The sequence below is a fragment of the Saccharopolyspora terrae genome, assembly GCF_004348435.1.
GTDB classification, from domain to species: Bacteria; Actinomycetota; Actinomycetes; order Mycobacteriales; family Pseudonocardiaceae; genus Saccharopolyspora; species Saccharopolyspora endophytica.
The window spans coordinates 12770-35343 of sequence record NZ_SMKS01000061.1 but is presented as its reverse complement, the minus strand read 5'-3'; the positions used below and the strand labels follow the sequence as shown (position 1 = coordinate 35343).

Sequence of the window (22574 nt, the reverse complement as noted above, 5' to 3'; positions counted from 1 at the left end):
CGGGTGGTGTGGGGGTGGGACGGGGTGTGAACGCGCTGAAGCCCGGGGCGCTCGTGGCGCTCCCGGGCTTCAGGTGAGGTTCTCGGGTCAGTGACCGCCGCCGGCCTGGTGGCCTCCGGGGGCGGGGCTGCCGTGCTCCGGGCGCGGGTTGTGGTCCTCGCCGATCGGCACCTGCACGGTGACCTGACCGGCCTGAGCGAACACGAACGTCACCGGGATGGTCACGCCGGGCGTGATGTCCTGCTTGAGCCCGTTCAGCGTGATCTGCACCGTGCGCTGGCCGGCGCTCGTCGGCTGCGCCGACGACCCGGTCGCGTGCAGAGCGGTGCGGCTCGGAAGGTCGCTGATGCCGCTGACCTGCGCCGATGCCGCGTACGGGCTCGTGACCTGCACGAGCTTGTCGTTCGGGCCTTCGTTGCTCAGGACGAGCTCCAGCGGCGCCGACGAGCCGGCGCGGTAGAACGCGCCCTCGGTCGGGAAGGAGAGCGTGGCGTTGCGGACGGCGACCTGCTTCGCGTCACCGCTGCCGCCGTTGACTGCGGCGACCTGCGTGTCGGTCTCGGTGATCTGACCGGCACTGCAGCCAGCGAGGGCGACGACGGCGCCGAGTCCGAGTGCGGCCGGGATCAACCGCAGGCGGACGGCCTTGAGGTGCTGAGGGCGGCTCACGGTTGCAGCGTCCCTTCCTGATTGCCGGACAACCACGTGGAGCTTAATCCCCACCCCCGGGGGGGTCGTGCAGGGGCTTGCCGAACTACGTATCGCGGGGCTCCGACAGGCCCGGGAGACCACCCGTCCGGACGGTCCATAGTGGATGGTTTCACAGGGCCGAAGAGGGCTGCCTTGCACGTCGGAGCGGGTCTTGTCAAGTCCCGTCCATGCTCTGACCTGCAATTACGGATGGTGAGGTGGTCGAGGCCCAGTTGCCCTACGTGTTAAAGTGGGGGTAGCGAAAGGGGCAGAGGACACATGGTTTTCAAGGTCGGAGAGACCGTCGTCTACCCGCACCACGGTGCCGCGCTCATCGAAGCAATCGAGACTCGCGTGATCAAGGGCGAGGAGAAGCAGTACCTCGTCCTCAAGGTCGCGCAGGGCGACCTGACGGTGCGCGTTCCCGCTGACAACGCCGAGATCGTCGGTGTTCGGGACGTCGTCGGTCAAGAGGGTCTGGATCGAGTCTTCGACGTGTTGCGGGCCCCGCACACCGAGGAGCCCACGAACTGGTCTCGTCGGTACAAGGCCAACCTCGAGAAACTCGCCTCCGGCGATGTGAACAAGGTGGCCGAAGTGGTGCGCGACCTCTGGCGACGCGAGAAGGATCGTGGCCTGTCCGCAGGCGAGAAGCGAATGCTGGCGAAAGCCCGTCAGATCCTGGTCAGCGAATTGGCGCTGGCGGAGGGCACTGACGAAGGCAAGGCGGAAACACTGCTGGACGAAGTCCTCGCCGCCGCGGTTTGATCATCGGAAACGGCTGAAGCGTGAGCGTTGTCGCGCTGGTCCCCGCAGCTGGTCGCGGGGTGCGCTTGGGGCTGGGCACGCCCAAGGCGCTGGTTCCGGTGAAGGGTGAGTCTTTACTGCTGCGCGCGGTCCGGGGCCTGCTGGACTCGGGCTGCGTGCAGCACGTCGTGGTGGCTTCGCCGCCCGACCAGGTCGAGGTCGTGGCGGCCGAGCTCGCCACGCTGCCGAACGCGCATGTGGTGCCAGGCGGCGCCGAGCGAACCGACTCGGTGCGCCTGGCGCTGAGCGCTGTCGCCGAGGTGGCTCCGGATGCCCGGGTCGTGCTGGTGCACGACGCCGCGCGGTGCTTCACCCCGGCGACCATGATCCGCGATGTCGTGTCAGCGGTGGAGGCCGGTGCGCCCGCCGTGATCCCGGTACTCCCCGTGACGGACACGATCAAGAAGGTCGACGAGTCGGGAACGGTCGTGGAGACCGTCGACCGCGCACCGCTGCGTGCGGTGCAAACCCCTCAGGGCTTCAACATCGACGTGCTGCGGCAGGCCTACGCCGCCGCGGGCGACATCGCCACCGACGACGCCGGGCTGGTCGAGCGCGTCGGCGGCAAGGTGCGCACCGTCGACGGACATCCCGACGCCCTGAAGATCACGACCGCTTTCGACCTGGCGGTCGCCGAGGCCGTGCTGGCCACCGAGGAGAGTTCCCCCAAGTGACTGATCGTCTGCCGTTCGTCGGGCAGGGTGTCGACGCGCATCCGGTCGAGGCCGGGCGCGAGTGCTGGATCGCCGGGCTGCAGTGGCCGGGCGTGGACGGCTGCGCCGGGCACTCCGACGGCGACGTGGCCTCGCACGCGCTGTGCGACGCGCTGCTGTCGGCGTCGGGCCTGGGCGACCTGGGCGCGGTGTTCGGGACCGGCGACGACCGCTGGGCGGGGGCGCACGGCGCGGAGCTGCTGGAGGAGGTCCGCTCCCGGATCGACGCCGCCGGCTACGCGATCGGCAACGCGGCGGTTCAGGTGATCGGCAACGCCCCGCGCATCGGCAAGCGTCGCGAGGAGGCGCAGCAGGTGCTGTCGAAGGCGGTCGGAGCTCCGGTGTCGGTCGCGGGCACCACCTCGGACGGGCTGGGCCTGACCGGTCGTGGCGAGGGCATCGCGGCGGTCGCGACGGCGTTGGTTTTCCGCTGAGTCAACGGGCAGGTACCCCGGTGTGTCGGGTAGTTGGAGTCCGGGAAAACTCAGGGGTGGCGCTCTTCTGATCCGGGGTCCCGGCGCGCGATGCTCGAACCATGTTGATCGAGCGGAACCGGTGGGTGCGTCGGCTGCTCGTTGTGCAGCCCTCGGTGATGTGGCCGGTGTCGGTCGTGCTCTGGTCGCTGGGCGACGAGCTCGACCTCGCGCTGGCGGTCGTGCTGCTGTGGCTGAGCGCCTCGGCGAGCGTTGCGGCCATAGTCCTCCCGATGAAGAACGACCAGAGCCGCCACTTCCACAATGCGGAATCTCGCGTCCAGTGCGGGCAGCTCTAGCCTGAGCAGGACGTCGATCACGGGCGGTTCGGGCCGGAACCGCCCGCTCCCGGAGCGGGACGCGGCGAACGGGGGAATTCCTCGCTCCTGGTCGTGAGGTTGACCGCATGTTCATGTCCGCTTCGCCGAACCCGCATACCGTTGCTGGTGTGACTCTGCGAGCGGTGATCTTCGACTTCTCCGGCACCTTGTTCCGCCTGGAGGAGAACCCGTCCTGGTACTCCGACCTCACCGACGCCGACGGCAGCCCCTTCGACCTCTCCGCGCAGGCCGAGATCATGCGCCGGATGACCGCTCCGACCGGCCGGATCACCGAGCTCGGTGACGAGTTCATCGAAGCCTGGGACAACCGCGACCTCGACCCCGTGCTGCACCGCAAGGTCTACGTCGAGGTGCTGCGCAGCTCCGGAGTCCCGGACGCGCAGGCCGAGAGTCTCTACGCGCGGCTGATCGACCCCGATCAGTGGACCCCGTACCCGGACACCGCCGAGGTGCTGCGCCGGCTGCACGAGCAGGGCGTGAAGGTCGGCGTGATCAGCAACATCGCCTTCGACATCCGCCCGGCCTTCGACCGGCTGGACATCAGCAAGCACGTCGACGAGTTCCTGCTGTCCTACCTCGAAGAGGTGATCAAGCCGGACCCGAAGATCTTCCTGCGGGCCTGCGAGCGCCTCGGCGTCGCTCCCGAGGAGGCGCTGATGGTCGGTGACAGCGAGGAGGCCGACGGCGGTGCGGCCGGTGTCGGGTGCGAGGTCGCGATCGTCGACCCCGCTCCCACCGCCGAGCGCCCGACCGGCTTGATCGAGGCGGTCGGAGATCTGCTGAGCTGAGGCGTCCCACCTTCCAGATCGCCGTTGACGACAATCGGCCTGTCGTGATTGCCCCGAAGTGCTTCCCCGTACCATCGGGGGCGTGAGCCTGCACCTACATGACACAGCGACCCGCACGACGCGCGAGTTCCACCCGCGCTGCGACGGAGTGGCGTCGATCTATGTCTGTGGTGCCACCGTGCAAGGCGTTCCGCACGTCGGTCACGTCCGCAGCGGGCTGAACTTCGACGTGCTGCGGCGCTGGTTGCAGCACTCGGGCTACGACGTGCGCCTGGTGCGCAACGTCACCGACATCGACGACAAGATCCTCACCAAGGCCGCCGACGCCGGTCGGCCCTGGTGGGAGTGGGCGTCCACGCACGAGCGCGCTTTCGAGTCGGCCTACGACCGGCTGGGCTGCCTGCCGCCGTCGGTGCTGCCGCGCGCCACCGGGCACGTCACGCAGATGATCGACCTGATCCAGCGCCTGATCGACAAGGGTCACGCCTACGCCTCCGGCGGTGACGTTTACTTCGACGTCTCCTCCTACGGCGACGAGTACGGCCGGCTGTCCGGGCAGCGCCTCGACGAGGTGCAGCAGGGCGAGTCGCTGGCCTCCGGCAAGCGCGACCCCCGCGACTTCACGCTGTGGAAGGGCGCCAAGCCGGGTGAGCCGAGCTGGCCGACGCCGTGGGGTCACGGTCGTCCGGGCTGGCACCTGGAGTGCTCGGCGATGGCCACCTTCTACCTGGGCGGCGAGTTCGACATCCACGGCGGCGGCCTGGACCTGGTGTTCCCGCACCACGAGAACGAGCTGGCGCAGTCCAACGCGGCGGGTGACGGGTTCGCGCAGTACTGGATGCACAACGCGTGGGTCACCATGAGCGGCGAGAAGATGTCGAAGTCGCTCGGCAACGTGCTGTCCATCCCGGCGGTGCTGGAGCGCGCCCGCGCCGTCGAGCTGCGCTACTACCTGGTGACGCCGCACTACCGGTCGACGATCGAGTTCTCCGAAGCCGGTCTGAAGGAGGCGGCTTCGGCGTTCGGCCGGATCGAGAACTTCGTCCGCAAGGTCGTCGACCGCACCGGTTCGGTCGAGCCGAGCGAGGTCTCCGAGGACTTCGCCCAGGCCCTCGACGACGACCTGGGCACCCCGCAGGCCACCGCCGCCGTGCACGCGGCGGTCCGCGAGGGCAACGCCGCGCTGGACCGCGGTGACGACGAGGCGGCCCGCGCCGCCGCCTCCGCGGTGCGCGCGATGACCGGCGTGCTCGGCCTGGACCCGCTGTCGCCGCAGTGGGCCGAGGACGGCGGCAACGCCGCGTACGACGCGCTCGGCGAAGTCGTGCGGTTGGTGCTCGAACAGCGCCAGAAGGCGCGTGCGGAGCGCGACTTCGCCACCGCCGACCTGCTGCGGGACCGGTTGCAGGAGGGCGGGATCGCCGTCGAGGACACCCCCGACGGTCCGACGTGGACATTGAAAGACGGGTAACTCGTGGCCGGCAATGACAAGCGCCGCGGCGGTGTGCGCAAGACCAACAAGAAGGGCATGGTCGTCGGCTCCGGCGGGCAGCGACGCCGCGGTCTCAAGGGCAAGGGCCCGACGCCGAAGGCCGAGGAGCGCGTCACGCACCCGGCCAAGAAGCGCGCCGACCAGCGCGCCAAGGCCGACCAGCAGCGCGCGAAGCGCCAGGCGTCGGCCGAGAACGCGCCGGAACTCGTCGCCGGGCGAAACCCGGTCGTGGAGTGCATCCGCGCGGGCGTCCCGGCCACCGGCTTGTACGTGGCGCAGGGCATCGACGTCGACGACCGCGTCACCGAGGCGGTCCGGGAGGCCAAGAACCGCGGCATCCCGGTGCTCGACGTGCCGCGCGTGGAGCTCGACCGGCTGACCAGCAACGCGATGCACCAGGGCTTGGCCCTGCAGGTGCCGCCGTTCGAGTACGCCCACCCCGGCGAGGTGCTGACCGCCGCGCACGACACCGGTCTGCCGCCGCTGATCGTGGCGCTGGACGGGGTCACCGACCCGCGCAACCTGGGCGCGGTGATCCGCTCGGCGGCGGCGTTCGGAGCGCACGGCGTGGTCGTGCCCCAGCGCCGGAGCGCGGGCATCACGGCGGTGGCGTGGCGGACCAGCGCGGGCACGGCGGCGAAGCTGCCGGTCGCCAAGGCCGTCAACCTGACGCGCACGCTCAAGGACTACAAGGAAGCCGGGCTGATGGTCATCGGCCTGGACGCCGATTCCGACATCACCTCCGACGAGCTGGAGCTGGCCACCGGTCCGCTGGTGGTCGTCGTCGGTTCGGAGGGCCGGGGCCTGTCCCGCCTGGTGCGGGAGACCTGCGACCAGACCGTGTCGATCCCGATGTCCACCGGTGTCGAGTCGCTCAACGCCTCGGTCGCGGCCGGTGTGGTGCTGTCCGAGGTGGCCAGGCGGCGCCGGATCAGGTGAGGGTGAGAGCCCGGTCCATTCCGGGCATGCGGCGTGCGGGCCTCGGTTAGGCTCCTTCTCCGGTAACCGACCGAGGAGGCGTGGGCCTCCCGCAACCGAGGCCCTTCATGTCGTTCGCTTCACCGCTGTTCCTGTGGTACTTCCTGCCGGCCGTGCTCGCGGTCGTGCTGGTGGCACCTCGAAGCGGGCGCAACGTCGTCATCGCGGTCGCCAGCCTCGTGTTCTACGCCAGCGGCGCGGGCGGCACGACGTTGCTGCTGCTGGCGTGCATCGCGGTGAACTTCCTGGCCGGCCGTCGCCTGGAACCGGGTGCCGAGTGGCCGGGCCAGCGGGAACGCCGCCGGTGGCTGCTGGTCGGCGTGGTCGCGTTCAACCTGACGATCCTGCTGGTCTGGAAGTACGCGGGCTTCGCCACCGAGCAGCTGGCGGTGCTGGCGCGCTGGTTCGGCGGCGACTACCCGGTGCTGCAGCTGGCGCTGCCGATCGGGATCTCGTTCTACACGTTCCACCACATCTCCTACGTGGTGGACATCTACCGGGGCGAGCGGCCCGCGCTGCGCGACCCGGTCTCGTTCATCACCTACATCGCGATGTTCCCGCAGCTGGTGGCGGGTCCGATCGTGCGCTACCGGGAGATCGCCGATCAGCTCCCGCAGCGCCGCACGCACCGGCTCGACGACATCGCGGCCGGTTTTCCGCGCTTCGCGTGGGGCCTGACGAAGAAGGTCGTCATCGCCGACACGTTGGCGCCGATGGTCGACGCCTGCTTCGCGACTCCCGCCCACGACATGACGTTCGCGATCGCCTGGCTGGGAGCGATCGGCTACACGATGCAGCTGTACTTCGACTTCTCCGGCTACTCGGACATGGCGATCGGGCTGGGCCGGATGCTGGGGTTCCGGCTGCCGGAGAACTTCGCGCGGCCCTACTCGTCGGTGACGATCACCGAGTTCTGGCGGCGCTGGCACATGTCGCTGTCGCGCTGGTTCCGCGACTACGTCTACATCCCGCTCGGCGGCAACCGGCTGGGCACCGCGAAGACCTACCGGAACCTGACGATCATCTTCGTGCTCACCGGTTTCTGGCACGGCGCGGCGTGGACGTACCTGGTGTGGGGGCTCTTCCACGGTTCGCTGCTGGTGCTGGAACGCCGCTTCGGCTGGTCGACGGCACCTTCGGACTGGCGCTTCCGGCTGGGCCGGCGCGCGTTGACGATGCTGCTGGTGGTGGTCGGCTGGGTGTTCTTCCGCGCGCCGGACCTGGGCAGCGCGCTGGGGATGCTGGGGCACATGCTGGTGCCGGACCTGGCGGGGCTGACCGACATCGTCTCCGCGTCAGTGACCCACCAACGCCTGTTCTTCCTGCTGGTCGCGCTGATCGTGGTGCTGCTGCCCGCGGGCTCGGGAACCGGCCCCTTCCTGGAGGCCGTCCGCACCCGCGAGGCGTACGCGGTGCGCGCGGCGGTGCTCACGGCGGGCCTGGGCTACTCGGGTCTGCTGGTCGCCACCGGCACGTTCAGCCCGTTCCTGTACTACCAGTTCTGAGGGCGTGAGCGACGTGAGGATTCCTGAGCTGCCGCCGGTGCACGAGGCTTGGTTGCCGCGGGAGCACCCGCTGCACCGGCCTCGGCACGGCAGGCGTCAGCTGGTGGCGTTGATCTGCGCGCTGGCGTTCTTCAGCGCCCCGTTGAGCAGCTGGTTGTTCGGCGCGCGGCCGGAGCAGCTGGAGAACCGGCCGCTGGCCGAGTTCCCCAGCATCACCGAGGGTTTCGGGTTCTTCACCGGGCTGAACGGGTGGGCCACCGATCACCTGCCGTTCCGCAAGGGCGCGGTGCAGGCGGTCAACGGCATCAGCAGGGGGGTGTTCGGCGAACCGGCTCCGCTGGCGGGCGGTTCACACAGCTCGCCGGTGGGCGCCGGGCAGGTGGACGCGAAGCCGCCGATCGACGAGAGCGTGTTCCCGCCGGTCATCGAGGGCAAGGACGGTTGGCTGTACCTGGGCCACGACGTGTCCTACCGCTGCGTCCCGTCCCGGTCGACCGAGGAGGTGATCGCCGGGCTGCGCGCCTGGCGCAAGGCCGTGGAGTCCTCGGGCCGGAAGTTCCAGCTGGTCATCGCCCCTGACAAGTCCACTGTGTACCCGGAGCACCTGCCGGAGAGCTACCCGGGCGAGGACTGCTCCGCCGCCGAGCGGGAGGCGTTCTGGCGCGAGGTCCCGAAGGCGACGGGGGCGATCGATCTGCGCGCCCCGCTGCGGCAGACCGCCGAGCGCAACGGGCGCCCGATCTACCACGACATCGACACGCACTGGACCCACGAGGGCGGCGCGACGATGGTCTACCAGCTCGCGGAGCGGCTGTCGCCGGGGATCACCGGCACCTGGAAGATGGCGCCGTCGCGGCAGTACCCGCACAGCGCCGACATCCCGGACCTGCTGGGCCAGGACCGCACCGTGCCGATCCAGGCCTATTCGCTGGCGCCGGACGGGGGAGCGGACAACACGCAGTTCAAGCCCAGCGACTTCCACCAGCCGCTGCACCTGAAGTCCTCGCCCAAACCCGGCATGATCACCGAACCGGTGCGCATGGTGGGCGATTCGTTCACGCAGTTCGCCAGCCCGTACCTCGCGGCGACCTACGCGGACATCGCCATCACGCACCCGGACAACGTCGCGACGAACGCCCAGGCCACGGCGACCTTCCTGGCGGAGGGCGAGACGATCACCTTCGAGCTCTCGGAGCGCTTCGTCGCCGGAGGCAGGTACCCCCTCCTGGACCCGGCAGCAGCAGCGGAGGTCGGCGGAGTCCTCGCCGCGCACCCCGTCCGCTGAGCCTGCTCCGACGGTGCGGTCCCGCGGGTGGATTCGAATTTCGCGCGAAATTCGAGCCCGAAGTTCAGCCCTCGAATTTCGCGCGAGATTCGAATCGCCGCGCGGCTCCCCGCCCGGAGCCCTCGCGGGAAGGCTCCGGGCAGGGCCCAGATCAGCGCCTCAGGGGGGTGAAGTCCCTGGAGGCGACGTAGTTCGGTCGTGGGGACTTCGCCGCGAAGGGCTCGACCAGGGCGTTGTCCACGCTGTTGAACACGATGAAGATGTTCGAGCGCGGGTAGGGCGTGATGTTGTTGCCCGAGCCGTGCATGCAGTTGGAGTCGAACCACAGGGCCGAGCCCGCCTGGCCGGTGAACTGCTCGATCCCGTGCTCGTAGGCCAGCTTGGTGATGTTGTCCTCGGTCGGGACGCCGACCTTCTGCTGCTTGAGCGAGGACTTGTAGTTGTCCTCCGGGGTCTCACCGGCGCAGGACACGAACGTGCGATGCGCGCCCGGCATGATCATCAGACCGCCGTTGAACGGGTAGTTGTCGGTCAGCGCGATCGAGATGCTGACCGCGCGCATGGCCGGCATGCCGTCCTCGGCGTGCCACGTCTCGAAGTCCGAGTGCCAGTAGAAACCCGTACCGCGGTAGCCGGGCATGAAGTTGATCCGACTCTGGTGCACGTACACGTCCGAGCCCAGGATCTGCCGGGCGCGGTCCAGCACTCGCGGATCGCGAGCCAGCGCCCCGATCCGTTCGCTGATCTCGTGAACTTCGAAGATGGAGCGGACTTCGTTCGACGAACGTTCGACGACGGTGCGTTCGTCGTTGCGGACCCTCTCATCGCGCATCAGCCTCTCCAACTCCTGCCAGTGCGCCTGCACCTCGGCGGGGGACAGCAGTCCCTCCACCACGTGGAAGCCCTTGGCGTCGTGAGCGGCCAACTCGTCTCGCGCGGCCGGGCCGGTGCTGACACCGGACCAGACGGTCGGATCGGTCCGATCGAGCAGCGTCGAATCGGAGCCCCGGGTGGGGTAGCGGTCCGTGGTGCTCAGATCAGCGAGGGTCATGGGTTGCGCCTCCTTCGCGAATTCCCGCCGGAGCGGGTCGATGTCCTGGTGGACACCGCCCGCCGTTCTCGGTTCCTCGGTAAGAAGCGGCACACGTCAAGTGCCCGCGTTCCCCCACGTCGACGCGTGGGGAAAACCCTGGTGGTCAAAGACAGCGCGGCGGGTCCCCCCTGTGCTCGGGGTACCCGCCGCGCGCGTCGCTTAACTCAGCTGGCGACGTCGTCCTCGACGATCAGCGGGTAGACCCCGTTCTCGTCGTGGACCTCACGACCGGTGACCGGCGGGTTGAACACGCACACGGTCTTCATGGTCGTCTTCGGGCGGACCTGGTGCTTGTCCGCGTCGTTGAGCACGTAGATCGAGCCCGGCTTGAGCTGGTGGACCTCGCCGGTCGCCTTGTTCTCGACTTCGCCCTCACCCTCGGTGATGAAGACGGCCTCGATGTGGTTGGCGTACCAGAAGTCGTTCACCGTGCCGGCGTAGAGCGTGGTCTCGTGCACCGAGAAGCCCAGCTTGTCCTTGGCCAGGAGAATGCGCTTGCTGCGCCAGTTCTCGGTCTTGATGTCGGCGTCGGTGTCCTCGATATCCGAGAGGTGCCGGACGATCACGTTTCCTCCTGCGAATCTTTGTTCAGTGGTGCACTGCGCGGGTACTGGCCCACACGCAGCTTGCCGCACGACATGCCGGGGCCGGGAGAGGCGAAAGCCGATCGACGGCCTTTTCACCCTCCCGACCCCGTGCGATCAGCGTCGGAATCAGGCGAGAACGGACTTGACGGAGTCGCGAACGATCGCCAGGCCCTTCTCCAGCTCCTCGTCGGAGACGGTCAGCGGCGGCATGATCTTCAGGACCTCGCTGGACGGGCCGGAGGTCTCCATCAGGAGCTTCCGGTCGAACGCGGCCTTGGAGACCTTGCCCGCCACGTTGGTGTCCTCGAAGCCCAGACCGCGGGCGAGACCGCGGCCCTTGGCGATCGCGCCACCGTGCTCGGCGGCGATCTCCTCCAGCACCTGGCCGACCCGCTCGCCCTTGGCGATCGTGGACTTCTCCAGCTCGTCGTCCGACCAGTACAGCCGGAACGCCTCGCTGGCGGTCACGAAGGCCGGGTTGTTGCCGCGGAAGGTGCCGTTGTGCTCGCCCGGCTCCCACACGTCGTGCTCCGGCTTGATCAGCGTCACCGCCAGGGGCATGCCGTAGCCGCCGATGGACTTGGACAGGCAGACGATGTCGGGCTGGATGCCGGCCTCCTCGAAGGAGAAGAACGGACCGGTCCGGCCGCAGCCCATCTGCACGTCGTCGACGATCATCAGGATGCCGTGCTTCTGGCACAGGTCGTAGAGGCCGCGCAGCCACTCGGGACGGGACGAGTTGATGCCGCCCTCGCCCTGCAGCGTCTCGACGATGACCGCCGCCGGCTCGTTGAGGCCCGAACCGCTGTCCTCGAGCATGCGCTCGAAGTACAGGAAGTCGGGCACCTGGCCGTCGAAGTAGTCGTCGTAGGGCATCGGGGTGGCGTGCACCAGCGGGATGCCCGCGCCGCCGCGCTTCATGGAGTTGCCGGTGACCGACAGCGAGCCCAGCGTCATGCCGTGGAAGGCGTTGGTGAAGCTGATGATCGACTCGCGGCCGGTGATCTTGCGGGCCAGCTTCAGCGCCGACTCGACCGAGTTGGTGCCGGTCGGGCCGGGGAACTGGACCTTGTAGTTGAGGCCGCGCGGCTGGAGCACGTTGGAGTTGAAGCTCTCCAGGAACTCGGCCTTGGCCTTGGTGGCCTGGTCGAGGCCGTGGGTCACGCCGTCACGCGCGATGTAGTCGAGCAGCTTCTGCTTCAGGGCCGGGTTGTTGTGGCCGTAGTTGAGCGCGCCGGCACCTGCGAAGAAGTCGAGGTAGCCGGTGCCGTCCACGTCGTAGAGGTAGCTGCCGACCGCGCGGTCGAACGTGGTCGGCCACGTTCGGCTGTAGCTGCGGACTTCCGATTCAAGGGTGGCGAAGATGTCGTTCACGGGTCCTCCGTTCGGCCGACGGCGCGCGGGCGCCCGGCGCTTGGCGGGACGAACAAGATTGGGTGTTCCTCAGGCGGCGTCGAGCGGCCCGATGCGGTACAGGTCTTCCCCCAGATGCGAGTCGGGGAACAGGTCAGCGGTGAACAACTCGCTGCTGTTGATCTCTGCGGCTCGGTCGCGCGCCAGTGCGCTGAATAGCTTGATCGACGCGGTGTTGTCCGGGGTGATCGTGGTCTCCAGGAACCGCACACCGCGCCCCTGCACGCGGTCGAGCAGGTGGTTCAGCAGCTTGCCTGCCACGCCACCCCCGCGCTGGGAGGCATCGACGGCGATCTGCCACACCACGATGGTGTCCGGGGCGTCGGGCCGGATGAATCCGGTCACGAAGCCCACGACCGCACCGTCGACACGCGCCACCGCGGAGGTCTGCGAGAAGTCCCGGCACCACAGCAAATATGCGTAGGACGAGTTCACATCGAGCACTGCCGAATCGCGTGTGATCCGGTAGAGCTCAGGGCCGTCCGCGACGACCGGAGCGTCGATCTCCAACCGTCCGGCTGAACCGCTTCCGCCATTTCGATCTTCGTGTTTATGGCTCGGTTTATCGCCGGTCATGTTTTGCCAACTTAACAGAACATCCGTGTTGAGTCAGGTTCTGGCGCCTTTCTTCCGGCATCTACCAGGCGATTCGCAATTTTACACGTGAGAAGCACTACACAAACGTTGATCCGTCGTCTCGGCCGGTGCTAGCCCTCATCTTCGGGGATTTGCAGGACAATTTCCGGCATGCTCTGACCTGCGGAAACGTTGAATTCGAGAGTGATTGATCATCGTTGGGCAGGAAATCTTCCGGTGTTGCGAATACCCGGATCCGGTGGAAATGGCAGCGGGCGCACTCTCCGGGACCGGCACGTCCCGGGCGAGTGCGCCCGCGTGCGGGAACCCGTGCCTGCGTCCGGGCCCCCGTGGGGAGAGGTCGATCAGACTCCGGCCAGCGACGAGATCCAGTCGCGGTACTCGGTGATGTTGACGTAGGCGGTCGAGGTCGCGCGGTCGCTCGTGGAGGCCACGCCGACCTGCTTGTCACCTGCGAACATCGGGCCGCCGGAGTCGCCACCGGCCGGGATGCCGTCACCGCGCGAGGCGCAGATGGCCTGGCCGCCGCGGTAGTCGGTGCAGTCACCGTTGACGCCGGTCACGTTGACGTCGGCGACCTTCAGGATCGGCGCCTGGCACTCGATCTCCGGCTTGTCGGTGCAGGTCGCGCCCCAGCCGTAGGTCTGGACCGTGTCGCCTGGGTTGACGGTGCCGGCGTCGCCCAGCGGGGCGTACTCGGTCTGCACCGCGTGGTCGATCTTGACCAGCGCGACGTCGGCGGTGTCGTGGATGTGCACCTCGCCCGGGATGGCGTTGGCGTGCTCGCCCTTGGTCTGGTCGACGTCACCGATGTTGAAGCTCAGGCCGTTGCCGTCGGCCGCGTCGGCGACGCAGTGCTGAGCGGTGAGGACCCACTCGGGGGCGATGATGGACGCGGTGCAGGTCTCCTGGTCGTTGACGAACAGGCGAGCCGCCCAAGGCGCGCTGTCCACCTCGCGGCCATCGATGATGTAAGGCTGGACGTCCTGCGGAGTGGTATCTGCTGCCTGGGCGGGGACCGCCAGCAGGCCGCCGGCGATCACGGCACCGGCGAGTCCGGCGAGATTGCGGACGAGCGACACGTTGGTCTCCTTCGGTTCGCGGAATGGGCGAGGACCGAAATCGACCTTCACTCGACCGAGTGATGCTGTCCATTGCTTGAGCACAACTCGCCAATTACTGGGAAATCACCGCACGGCAATTCCACGTATTTCCCAACGGAATTCGGACTCGGCCGGTGTCCGGGGGTCGCGGAGATCGTTCCGTCAGGCGGGGTTTCGGCGCAGCTCCCGGTACTCCTTGATCACCAGCACGATGATGACGATGTCCAGCACGGTCAGCACCGGCAGCACCCACGAGTGCGTCTGCACGCCGCGGACCAGCTCGAAGAGCACGAACAGCCCGAGCGCGGTGATCGCGGCCGGGTACCAGCGGACGGCCTTGCGGAGCAGCGCGATGACCAGGACGAGCTTGATCAGGCCGTGCACCAGCAGGTAGCCGATCACGAAGGTGCGGGCGCCACCGGAGAAGTGGCGGACCGCCTCCTCGAAGTGCCCGGCGAGCGGACCGGTCGGCGGGCCGAGGAGGTCGCGGGTGACCACGCCGTGCGCGATCCGGGTCAGCGCGTGCGGCGGGAAGAAGATCAGCAGCACGCCGCCTGCCAGCTGGCTCACGGCGTCCAGCCCCTTGAGCCACACGGCCGCGCGGAACAGCCGATCGGTCATCGTCACCTCAGCGCCCACGCTCCCATGATGCGCCGCATCGCCGACGTGGACGCGCGGAGCGGGGAGGGGCCGGGCGGTGCCGGCTCGAACCGACCCGTGTCGTGTCCGCTTCGTCCGGTCGGTTCGGACCAGGACCGTCCACTGGTGACGATCGCGCCCGGGGAGCTGCCCGCCGGCGGGTCAGAGGACCTTGGTCATGAAGACGCTGTTGGGGTCCTTGCGGTATTCGGCGAACGGCTCGCAGTAGGCGAAGCCGTGTTTGAGGTAGAGCTTGCGCGCCGGCTCGAAGAATTCCGCGGAACCCGTTTCGAGGCTCAGTCGGGTGTAGCCCATGAGTTTCGATTCGCCGATGATGTGCTTCAGCAGTTGTGACGCGATTCCGCGATTCTTGTGCCCGGGGTCGGTTCGCATTGATTTGACCTCGGCGTGCTCAAGATCGATTTCCTTGATCGCCGCGCAGCCCAGAACGGCGTTCCCCTCGCGTGCCGACCAGAACGTCACCCCAGGTCGGCGCAGGGAGCTGAGCTCCAGCGCGTGCGTGCTCTCGGGAGGGGAGATCGCCCGCATCTCGCTGAGATGGCCGTGCAGGAAAGCCTCGATCTCCGGACCTGTCAGATCGTCAACGATAATGCGCACCAGCAAACCCCACCAGAATTCACGATCGACATCCGCTGGGACGGTATAGGGCGAGGTCGTCCGATGTCCAGCGCACCTGTTGAAGTGATCTTCGACCCGCCGAAAAAGTGGGTCGTAATCGCAGGTTGGAGGCGGGACGTTACATTTTCGCTGGTCTCGGGACCACATTTCACCCCGATGGCTGTGGCGGAACGGACACAGCCGTACCCGGTCAGTTAAAAGGCCTGGTCAGGTACGCTCGGAGCCGCTGAGGGGACTCGAACCCCTGACCATCCGCTTACAAGGCGGGCGCTCTACCAGCTGAGCTACAGCGGCGACGCACGAACGATGTGTGCGCGAACATCGTAAGCGCCGCGGCACCCGGGCTGGGAAGCGGCCGCGCTTGCCTCGACGACCAGGTGATGGAAGCCACAGATGCCGAGTGCAACGGTCCGCTCATGACAGGCGATGCCCGAGGGGAAGATCAGCCACGGCGGCGCTCCGCTCGCGGGGCGCGGCAGGAAGGAAAGACCGCGGTGGGAATCACGCAGCGCGCGCGTGGTGTGCTGCGGCGGCGCGACCCCGAGCAGACGATCGTCCCGGGCTCTCGCAACGTCGTCTTCGGGCCCTCGCTGCCCGACGAATCAACCGTCCACCTGGTCCTGGACCTCGGCCTGCGCATCGGTGAGGTGCAGATGGCCAGCGGTGCCGGTGCCTCCGACGTCACCGCGACCATCATCGGCGTGGTCAGCGCCTACGGTCTGCCGCACTGCGAGGTCGACGTGATCTACACGTCGATCACCGTCTCCTGCTACCGGGGAACCGAGCAGCCGCCGATCACCTCGCTGCGCGTGGTCCGCAACCGCTCCATCGACTACACCCGGCTCGCCGACGTCGAGAAGCTGCTGCGGCGGATCACCGCGGGCGAGATCAGCGCCAGCGACGCCTACGCCGAGCTGGACCGGATCACCACCGCCTCGCACCCGTTCCCGCGCTGGGTCGCGACCCTGGCCTGGGCGGGCATGGCCGCGTCGCTGGCCGTGCTGCTCGGCGGCGGCGAGGACCCGTTCCTGCCGCTGGTCGCCGCGGGCACCACCGCGCTGGTCGACCGCATCGGGCGGTTGCTCAACAGGCGCGCCCTGCCGTTCTTCTTCCAGCAAGCCGTCGGCGGCGTGATCGCCACCAGCCTCGCGCTGGGTGCCTTCGCCGCCGGGGTGCTGCACAACCCGCCGCTGGCGATCGCCGCGAGCATCATCGTCCTGCTGTCCGGCATGACCGTCGTCGGTTCCATGCAGGACGCCATCACCGGCTACAACGTCACGGCGGCGGGCCGGATGGCCGAACTGGCGATGATGACCGCCGGGCTGATCGCGGGCGTGGTCCTGGCGCTGTACGTGGGCCTGCGCATAGGCGGCGACAACGTGGCCGGGCTGGACGCCCAGTCGCTGGGCAGAGCGCAGGTGGGAACGCCGGTGCTCCAGCTGTCGGTGCAGGTCCTCGCCGGTGCCTCCACCTCGGCGTGCTTCGCGCTGGCCAGCTACGCGCCGCCGCGCCCGCTGCTGATCGCGGGCATCGCGGGTGGTGTGGCGGCCGGGGTGCACGCGACGCTGATCGTGGAGGGCGGCGTGGAGCTCAACCCGGTGCTGGCCGGCGCCGTGGCCACCACCGTCGTCGGTTTCGCGGGCGGCATCGTCGCCCGTCGGCTGGAGATCCCGGCGCTCGTCGTCGCGGTCTCCGCCGTGTCGCCGCTGCTGCCCGGCCTGGCGACCTACCGGGGCCTGTTCGAGCTGTCGGTGCTCCGCAGTCCGGCCGGTGTGACGACGCTGATGCTGGCGGTGGCCACCGGACTCGCACTGGGTGCGGGCGTGGTGCTCGGTGAGTACCTGGCGCAGCCGGTGCGCAGCAGGCTGGGCCGGCTGGAGCGGCGGATCTCCGGACCGAGGTTGTCCGGACCGCTGCGCCCCAGCAGACGGCGCCTGGACTGAACGCCGACTTGCCGCGTTCCGCAACGGCAACGAAGTTAAGGCCCCATCCGGACCGAAACACGCGGGTGTGTTTGGTCCACACGAAGCACGCGGCGGCGGTGCGTGTTAAGTAGCCTCACAACTCCAGGTGGACACACGGCAGGAGGGTTTCCGGTGAGCGAGGGCGACGGGCCCAACAGGAGTTCCAACCGGGCGGACTTCGTCGTGGTCGCCAACCGGCTTCCCGTCGACCTGGAGAAGCTGGAGGACGGCACCGAGCGCTGGAAGCACAGCCCGGGTGGGCTGGTCACTGCGCTGGAGCCGTTCCTGCGCGCGCGTCGCGGAGCCTGGGTCGGCTGGCCGGGTGTCGCCGACGTCGACGTCGAGCCCTTCGACGACGACGAGATGCAGCTGTACCCGGTCCGCCTGTCGGCCCAGGAGTTCGCCGAGTACTACGAGGGGTTCTCCAACGCCACGCTGTGGCCGCTGTACCACGACGTGGTCGTGCCACCGGTCTTCGACCGCTCCTGGTGGCACGCTTACCAGCGGGTGAACCGCCGCTTCGCCGAAGCCGCCGCCGAGGTCAGCGCCGAAGGCGCCACCGTGTGGGTGCAGGACTACCAGCTCCAGCTGGTGCCCGCGATGCTGCGCGAGCTCCGGCCCGACCTGCGGATCGGCTTCTTCCTGCACATCCCGTTCCCGCCGGTGGAGCTGTTCATGCAGCTGCCGTGGCGGACCGAGATCGTGCGCGGCCTGCTCGGCGCCGACCTGGTCGGGTTCCACCGGCCCGGCGGTGCGCAGAACTTCCTCTGGCTGGCCCGCAGGCTCGCCGGCTTCGAGCCCAGCCGCGGCCAGGTCGGCGTGCGCAACCGGCCCGGTGTCGTGCAGGTCGGTGACCGGACCGTCCGGGTCGGCGCGTTCCCGATCTCCATCGCCTCCACCGAGCTGGACAAGCTGGCGCGCAGCAAGGACGTCCAGCAGCGCGTCAAGAAGCTGCGCGCCGATCTGGGCAATCCGCGCAAGATCATGCTCGGCGTGGACCGGCTCGACTACACCAAGGGCATCGACGTGCGGCTGCACGCGATGCACGAGCTGCTCGCCGAGGGTCACATCAAGGCCGAGGACGTGACGATGATCCAGGTCGCCACGCCCAGCCGGGAACGCGTCGAGCACTACAAGCAGATGCGCGAGGACATCGAAGGTCAGGTCGGCCGGATCAACGGTCTCTTCGGGCGGGTTGGTCACCCGGCCGTGCATTATTTGCACACGTCGGTGAACAAGAAGGACCTCGTCGCGCTCTACGCCGCCGCCGACGTCATGGTCGTCACCCCGGTTCGCGATGGGATGAACCTCGTCTGCAAGGAGTACGTCGCCTGCCGCTACGACCTGGCTGGCGCACTGGTCCTCAGCGAGTTCGCCGGAGCCGCCGCGGAACTCACCAGCGCTTTCCTGGTGAACCCCCACAACCTGGACGGCGTGAAGGACGCGCTGCTCGCCGCCCTGGAGATCGACGAGGCGGAGGGCCGCCGTAGGATGCGCGCTCTGCGTAGGCAAGTGCTCACGCACGACGTCGACCGCTGGGCGCGGTCGTTCCTCGAAGCGTTGGGCGCACCCCTCGTGGAGTAGCTGGCGGTAACCGGTCCGGAACACGGATCGCACGACGTCGGCGATACTGAGCAGAACCGGTCGCCAGCAGACGGTCATCGCCGCAGGCGTTCCGGATCGATCCATCCAGACTTGACCCGCCCCCAAGGAGTATGGCGTTGACCGCCGAAGCCCTGCCTGCGGAGCTGCGACGCGTGATCGTGCAGCTCGCGCGGACGCCTCGACTTCTGGTCGCCTGCGACTACGACGGCACGCTCGCACCGATCGTGGCCGATCCGACCCAGGCCAAACCGCTACCCGAATCGGTGCACGCGCTGCGGTCGCTCGCCGCGCTGCCCGCCACCACCACGGCGGTGATCTCCGGTCGCGCGCTGCGCGACCTGGCCACCCTGTCCCGGCTGCCCGCGGAGGTCCACCTCGTCGGCAGCCACGGCTCCGAGTTCGACGTCGGCTTCGTGCACGGCCTCGAACCCGAGGCCACCCAGCTCCGCACCGAACTCCAGGTGGCGGTCCAGGACATCGTGCGCGGCCAGCCCGGCGTGACGCTGGAGGCCAAGCCCGCCAGCGTCGCGGTGCACGTACGCCGCGCCGACCACGACGTGTCGGAGTCCGTCCTCGACGCCGTCCGCAACGGCCCCGCGCGGTGGGACGGCGTGCAGGTCACCGAGGGCAAGGCCGTCATCGAGCTGGCCGTGGTGCAGACCGACAAGGGCAACGCCCTCGACGCGCTGCGCCACCAGGTCGGTGCCACCGCCGCGATCTTCCTCGGCGACGACGTCACCGACGAGAAGGCGTTCGCCCGGCTCCAGGGTCCTGACCTGGGCATCAAGGTCGGCGAGGGCGACTCGCTCGCCGCGCACCGGATCAGCAGCACCACCGACGTGGCCACCGTGCTGGCGTTCCTCATGGAGGAGCGGCGCACCTGGCTCTACGGCGAGCAGGCGCCGCCCATCGAGCGGCTGACCATGCTGTCCAACGAGCGCAACATCGCCCTGGTCACCCCGGACGCCCGGATGACCTGGATGTGCCACCCCGGTCCCGACTCGGCAGCGGTGTTCGCCGACCTGCTCGGCGGGCCCGCGGCCGGTCACTTCAGCATCCGCCCGCACGTCGGTGGCAACGGCGGTCAGCGCAGCCCGCTGCCGCTCGGCCAGCGCTACGTGCCCAACACCATGACGGTCGAGACCCGCTGGTCGCGGCTGCTGGTCACCGACTACCTCGCGCACGGCACCGACAGCCACCGCACCGACCTGGTGCGGGTCCTCAGCGGCAGCACCACGGTGTCGGTGGAGTTCGCGCCACGCCCCGAGTTCGGCCAGGTGCCGGTGCGGATCACCCCGGAGGCCGGGGGCCTGCGCGTGCAGGGCACCTCCGAGCCGATGGTGGTGTACTCGCCGGGCGTGCAGTGGGAGATCGCCTCCGACGGCGTGCACCAGTCGGCGAAGGCCGTCATCGAGCTCACCGAGGGCGAGCCGGTCGTGCTGGAGATGCGCGGCGGTACCGAGGACCTCACGCCCACCGACGAGCCCGCCCGCCGGGCCGAGGCCGAGACGTACTGGTCGGAGTGGATGAAGACCCTGTCCCTGCCGGAGGTCGAGCGCGACCTGGTGGCCCGCTCGGCGCTGACGCTGCGCGGCCTCGTGCACTCCGACACCGGCGCGATCATGGCGGCCGCGACCACCTCGCTGCCGGAGGAGATCGGCGGCGTCCGCAACTGGGACTACCGCTACTGCTGGCTGCGGGACGGCGCGATGACCGCTCAGGCGCTGGTCACGCTGGGTTCCAACGCCGAGGCGGAGGCGTTCCTGGACTGGCTGCACCGGGTGCTGGAGACCGTTCCCGGCCCGGAGCGGCTGCACCCGCTGTACTCGCTGCAGGGCACCGGCCTCGGCCCGGAGGCCGTCATCGACAGCCTGCCCGGCTACGCCGGTTCGCGTCCGGTGCGCGTCGGCAACCTCGCCGACCAGCAGGTCCAGCTGGACGTGTTCGGTCCGGTCGTGGAGCTCATCGCGCACCTGGCGCAGGCCACCGGCACGGTCCGGGACAACGACTGGGAACTGGTCACGGCGATGGCCGACGCGGTCAGCAAGCGCTGGTTCGAGCCCGACCACGGCATCTGGGAGGAGCGCGACGCACCCCGGCACCACGTCTACTCCAAGGTGATGTGCTGGGTGACCCTGGACCGCGCGATCAAGATCGCCGGAGCCTACGGCCGCGACGTCGAGGACGGCTGGATCCCGCTGCGCGACCAGATCTCCGAGGACGTGGTGAAGAACGGCTGGCACCCGGACGTGCAGGCGTTCACCACCGCCTACGAGGGCTCCGACCTCGACGCGGCGTCGCTCTACGTCGGGCTGTCCGGGCTGATCGACCCGTCCGACGAGCGGTTCCGCGCCACCGTCACCGCGATCGAGGCGGAGCTGCGCAGCGGCTCCACCGTCTACCGCTACCGGCGGGACGATGGTCTGCCGGGTGACGAGGGCGGTTTCCACCTCTGCGCGGCGTGGCTGATCGAGTCCTACCTGCTCACCGGTCGCCGCACCGAGGCGGAGGAGCTCTTCCAGCAGATCGTGGACACCGCGGGGCCGACGGGCCTGCTGTCCGAGGAGTACGACCCGATCGCGGAGCGCTCCCTGGGCAACCACCCGCAGGCGTACTCCCACCTGGGCCTGATCCGCTGCGCCCAGCTGCTGTCCGCCTGATCGATCCGAACGGGCCGCTCACCGCCTGGTGAGCGGCCCGTTCAGCTTTTCCCGGCGCCGTAGGTCACGTTTCGGGGTTTTGGGCCACTCGGGTGATCTCCGGGCGATAGCCTCGGCGCTGAAATCGTGCGGAAGGGGCGTACCGGAATGACCGAGCTGCTGGTCGTCTTGGTGTTGCTGCTGGTCGTGGTCGCGGTCGTCGCCGTGGTGCTCGGGATGCGAGCGCGGCGAGCGGCCGGGCAGGGGGAGTCCCGGGCAGGAGTGCCGCAGGACCCCTTCGGGACCGGCGACCAGGACTCGTTGCGAGGTGATCCCCGTGCGCTCAAGGCCGGGGACATCGTGGAGATCCGCTCGACCACCTACACCGTGCGCGGGAGCCTCCGGCTCGACGAGGGCGGCTGGGGCTGGTCGGAGCACCTGCTCGACGACGCCAAGGGCACGCAGGTGTGGCTGGCGGTCGAGGAGGACCCGGACCTGATCCTGACGCTGTGGACGCCGGTCACCGGCGTCGGCGCCCCGGGCGAGGAGACCGTCGAGCACGACGGCCGCACCTACCGCTCGGGCGAGTCGGGCGAGGCGAACTTCCGCAGCGAGGCCACCACGGGTCTCGATGCCGAGGGAACCGTGCGCTACCACGACTACGAGTCCTCCGACGGCGCGCTGCTGGGCTTCGAGTCCTACGGCGGTGCCGCGTGGGAGGCCACGGCGGGCGAGAAGCTCAGCCGCTACGACGTTCTCATCTACCCGACGGCGGATTGATCGATGAAACCCAGGTACTGGATCGTCATCGCGGCGGTGGCCGTGGTGATCGCCCTGATCGTCGGGCTGGTGATGATCTTCGCCGGTGGCGGTGGGGCGCGCGGCTACGTCACGCACAACTACACGCGCGCCGCGCACCTCGACATCGCCGGTGACGACGACAACGAGGCCTACACCAGCCCGAAGCCGCCGAAGACCGTCGCCGCCGAGATCACCGCCAAGTGGCGACCGCAGGCGCAGTCCTCCGACGCCTCGGGCATCTACCTGCGCTACTCCGACGACGCCGTGATCATCCAGCCGCACCAGAGCGGATCGGTCATCCACCTGATGGACGCCGACCGCGCCTACCACCGCTACCACAGCCACGTCGGGCACGTGTGGGGCTGGACGTCCACGCGCGGCGAGAGCTTCCGCGGCGGCGGACCCGGAGTCGGCAAATGATG

Annotated in this window: 22 protein-coding genes and 1 tRNA gene; 14 read left to right on the top strand and 9 right to left on the bottom strand. The window is 69.0% G+C overall.

Annotated features, from left to right (window positions below):
* Positions 1 to 87: 87 nt before the first annotated feature.
* Entirely contained in the window at positions 88 to 669 is a 582-nt protein-coding gene (locus E1181_RS25240; protein WP_235877030.1) for a copper chaperone PCu(A)C, read from the bottom strand.
* Between the two features lie 300 nt (positions 670 to 969).
* Between E1181_RS25240 and E1181_RS25235 the strand changes: the two genes are divergently transcribed.
* The 9 genes from E1181_RS25235 (at position 970) to E1181_RS25195 (ending at position 9072) form a co-directional block, all read left to right on the top strand.
* Positions 970 to 1458, top strand: coding sequence for a CarD family transcriptional regulator (locus tag E1181_RS25235; RefSeq protein ID WP_132623361.1), 489 nt, complete (start codon positions 970 to 972; stop codon positions 1456 to 1458).
* A gap of 20 nt (positions 1459 to 1478) precedes the next feature.
* Positions 1479 to 2171, top strand: coding sequence for a 2-C-methyl-D-erythritol 4-phosphate cytidylyltransferase (gene ispD / locus E1181_RS25230; protein WP_132678458.1), 693 nt, complete (start codon positions 1479 to 1481; stop codon positions 2169 to 2171).
* Positions 2168 to 2644, top strand: a complete 477-nt coding sequence (gene ispF, locus E1181_RS25225; protein WP_207922306.1) for a 2-C-methyl-D-erythritol 2,4-cyclodiphosphate synthase — start codon at positions 2168 to 2170, stop codon at positions 2642 to 2644. The genes ispD and ispF overlap by 4 nt, the downstream gene beginning before the upstream one ends.
* A gap of 101 nt (positions 2645 to 2745) precedes the next feature.
* Positions 2746 to 2982, top strand: a complete 237-nt coding sequence (locus E1181_RS25220; RefSeq protein WP_132678456.1) for a hypothetical protein — start codon at positions 2746 to 2748, stop codon at positions 2980 to 2982.
* Positions 2983 to 3131: 149 nt separating this feature from the next.
* On the top strand, positions 3132 to 3812 hold the full coding sequence (locus E1181_RS25215) for an HAD family hydrolase (protein ID WP_132678455.1): 681 nt from the start codon (positions 3132 to 3134) through the stop codon (positions 3810 to 3812).
* Positions 3813 to 3894: 82 nt separating this feature from the next.
* The gene (cysS, locus tag E1181_RS25210; protein WP_132678453.1) at positions 3895 to 5283 is read left to right on the top strand and encodes a cysteine--tRNA ligase; all 1389 of its coding nucleotides are present in this window, start codon (positions 3895 to 3897) and stop codon (positions 5281 to 5283) included.
* A 3-nt stretch (positions 5284 to 5286) separates the two neighbouring features.
* Positions 5287 to 6243: a 23S rRNA (guanosine(2251)-2'-O)-methyltransferase RlmB gene (gene rlmB, locus E1181_RS25205; RefSeq protein WP_132678452.1), complete on the top strand. Its 957-nt coding sequence runs from the start codon at positions 5287 to 5289 to the stop codon at positions 6241 to 6243.
* A gap of 107 nt (positions 6244 to 6350) precedes the next feature.
* Positions 6351 to 7787, top strand: coding sequence for an MBOAT family O-acyltransferase (locus E1181_RS25200; RefSeq protein WP_132678450.1), 1437 nt, complete (start codon positions 6351 to 6353; stop codon positions 7785 to 7787).
* A 4-nt stretch (positions 7788 to 7791) separates the two neighbouring features.
* Positions 7792 to 9072 (top strand): alginate O-acetyltransferase AlgX-related protein, encoded by a 1281-nt coding sequence (locus E1181_RS25195; protein ID WP_207922305.1) that lies wholly within the window; start codon positions 7792 to 7794, stop codon positions 9070 to 9072.
* Between the two features lie 151 nt (positions 9073 to 9223).
* On the opposite strand, the gene thpD is transcribed toward E1181_RS25195, so the two are convergent.
* From thpD to E1181_RS25155, 8 genes are all read right to left on the bottom strand, one after another.
* Positions 9224 to 10123, bottom strand: coding sequence for an ectoine hydroxylase (gene thpD, locus E1181_RS25190; RefSeq protein WP_132678448.1), 900 nt, complete (start codon positions 10121 to 10123; stop codon positions 9224 to 9226).
* A gap of 206 nt (positions 10124 to 10329) precedes the next feature.
* Entirely contained in the window at positions 10330 to 10731 is a 402-nt protein-coding gene (locus E1181_RS25185; protein WP_132678446.1) for an ectoine synthase, read from the bottom strand.
* Between the two features lie 147 nt (positions 10732 to 10878).
* Positions 10879 to 12126 (bottom strand): diaminobutyrate--2-oxoglutarate transaminase, encoded by a 1248-nt coding sequence (ectB, locus tag E1181_RS25180; protein WP_132678444.1) that lies wholly within the window; start codon positions 12124 to 12126, stop codon positions 10879 to 10881.
* A 69-nt stretch (positions 12127 to 12195) separates the two neighbouring features.
* On the bottom strand, positions 12196 to 12675 hold the full coding sequence (ectA, locus tag E1181_RS25175; RefSeq protein WP_132678442.1) for a diaminobutyrate acetyltransferase: 480 nt from the start codon (positions 12673 to 12675) through the stop codon (positions 12196 to 12198).
* Between the two features lie 431 nt (positions 12676 to 13106).
* Entirely contained in the window at positions 13107 to 13844 is a 738-nt protein-coding gene (locus E1181_RS25170) for a S1 family peptidase (protein ID WP_132678440.1), read from the bottom strand.
* A gap of 183 nt (positions 13845 to 14027) precedes the next feature.
* Positions 14028 to 14504 (bottom strand): DUF2127 domain-containing protein, encoded by a 477-nt coding sequence (locus tag E1181_RS25165; RefSeq protein ID WP_235877029.1) that lies wholly within the window; start codon positions 14502 to 14504, stop codon positions 14028 to 14030.
* A gap of 162 nt (positions 14505 to 14666) precedes the next feature.
* Complete coding sequence (locus tag E1181_RS25160; protein ID WP_132678438.1) at positions 14667 to 15122, bottom strand: GNAT family N-acetyltransferase; 456 nt, start codon at positions 15120 to 15122, stop codon at positions 14667 to 14669.
* Between the two features lie 242 nt (positions 15123 to 15364).
* Positions 15365 to 15437 (bottom strand) — tRNA-Thr (locus E1181_RS25155).
* 200 nt (positions 15438 to 15637) lie between these two features.
* Here E1181_RS25155 and E1181_RS25150 point away from each other — a divergent pair.
* From E1181_RS25150 to E1181_RS25130, 5 genes are all read left to right on the top strand, one after another.
* On the top strand, positions 15638 to 17086 hold the full coding sequence (locus tag E1181_RS25150; RefSeq protein ID WP_132678436.1) for a threonine/serine exporter family protein: 1449 nt from the start codon (positions 15638 to 15640) through the stop codon (positions 17084 to 17086).
* 153 nt (positions 17087 to 17239) lie between these two features.
* On the top strand, positions 17240 to 18691 hold the full coding sequence (locus E1181_RS25145; protein WP_132678434.1) for an alpha,alpha-trehalose-phosphate synthase (UDP-forming): 1452 nt from the start codon (positions 17240 to 17242) through the stop codon (positions 18689 to 18691).
* A 131-nt stretch (positions 18692 to 18822) separates the two neighbouring features.
* Entirely contained in the window at positions 18823 to 21372 is a 2550-nt protein-coding gene (gene otsB / locus E1181_RS25140; RefSeq protein ID WP_207922303.1) for a trehalose-phosphatase, read from the top strand.
* A gap of 147 nt (positions 21373 to 21519) precedes the next feature.
* On the top strand, positions 21520 to 22131 hold the full coding sequence (locus tag E1181_RS25135) for a DUF4178 domain-containing protein (protein WP_132678430.1): 612 nt from the start codon (positions 21520 to 21522) through the stop codon (positions 22129 to 22131).
* A 3-nt stretch (positions 22132 to 22134) separates the two neighbouring features.
* Positions 22135 to 22572: a DUF4247 domain-containing protein gene (locus E1181_RS25130; protein WP_132678429.1), complete on the top strand. Its 438-nt coding sequence runs from the start codon at positions 22135 to 22137 to the stop codon at positions 22570 to 22572.
* Positions 22573 to 22574 lie beyond the last annotated feature (2 nt).

Coding starts and splice junctions, on each gene's coding strand:
- otsB (WP_207922303.1), top strand. CDS start 18,823: ATGGCGTTGACCGCCGAAGCCCTGCCTGCGGAGCTGCGACGCGTGATC.
- thpD (WP_132678448.1), bottom strand. CDS start 10,123: ATGACCCTCGCTGATCTGAGCACCACGGACCGCTACCCCACCCGGGGC.
- E1181_RS25220 (WP_132678456.1), top strand. CDS start 2,746: ATGTTGATCGAGCGGAACCGGTGGGTGCGTCGGCTGCTCGTTGTGCAG.
- E1181_RS25130 (WP_132678429.1), top strand. CDS start 22,135: ATGAAACCCAGGTACTGGATCGTCATCGCGGCGGTGGCCGTGGTGATC.
- E1181_RS25200 (WP_132678450.1), top strand. CDS start 6,351: ATGTCGTTCGCTTCACCGCTGTTCCTGTGGTACTTCCTGCCGGCCGTG.
- E1181_RS25235 (WP_132623361.1), top strand. CDS start 970: ATGGTTTTCAAGGTCGGAGAGACCGTCGTCTACCCGCACCACGGTGCC.
- E1181_RS25135 (WP_132678430.1), top strand. CDS start 21,520: ATGACCGAGCTGCTGGTCGTCTTGGTGTTGCTGCTGGTCGTGGTCGCG.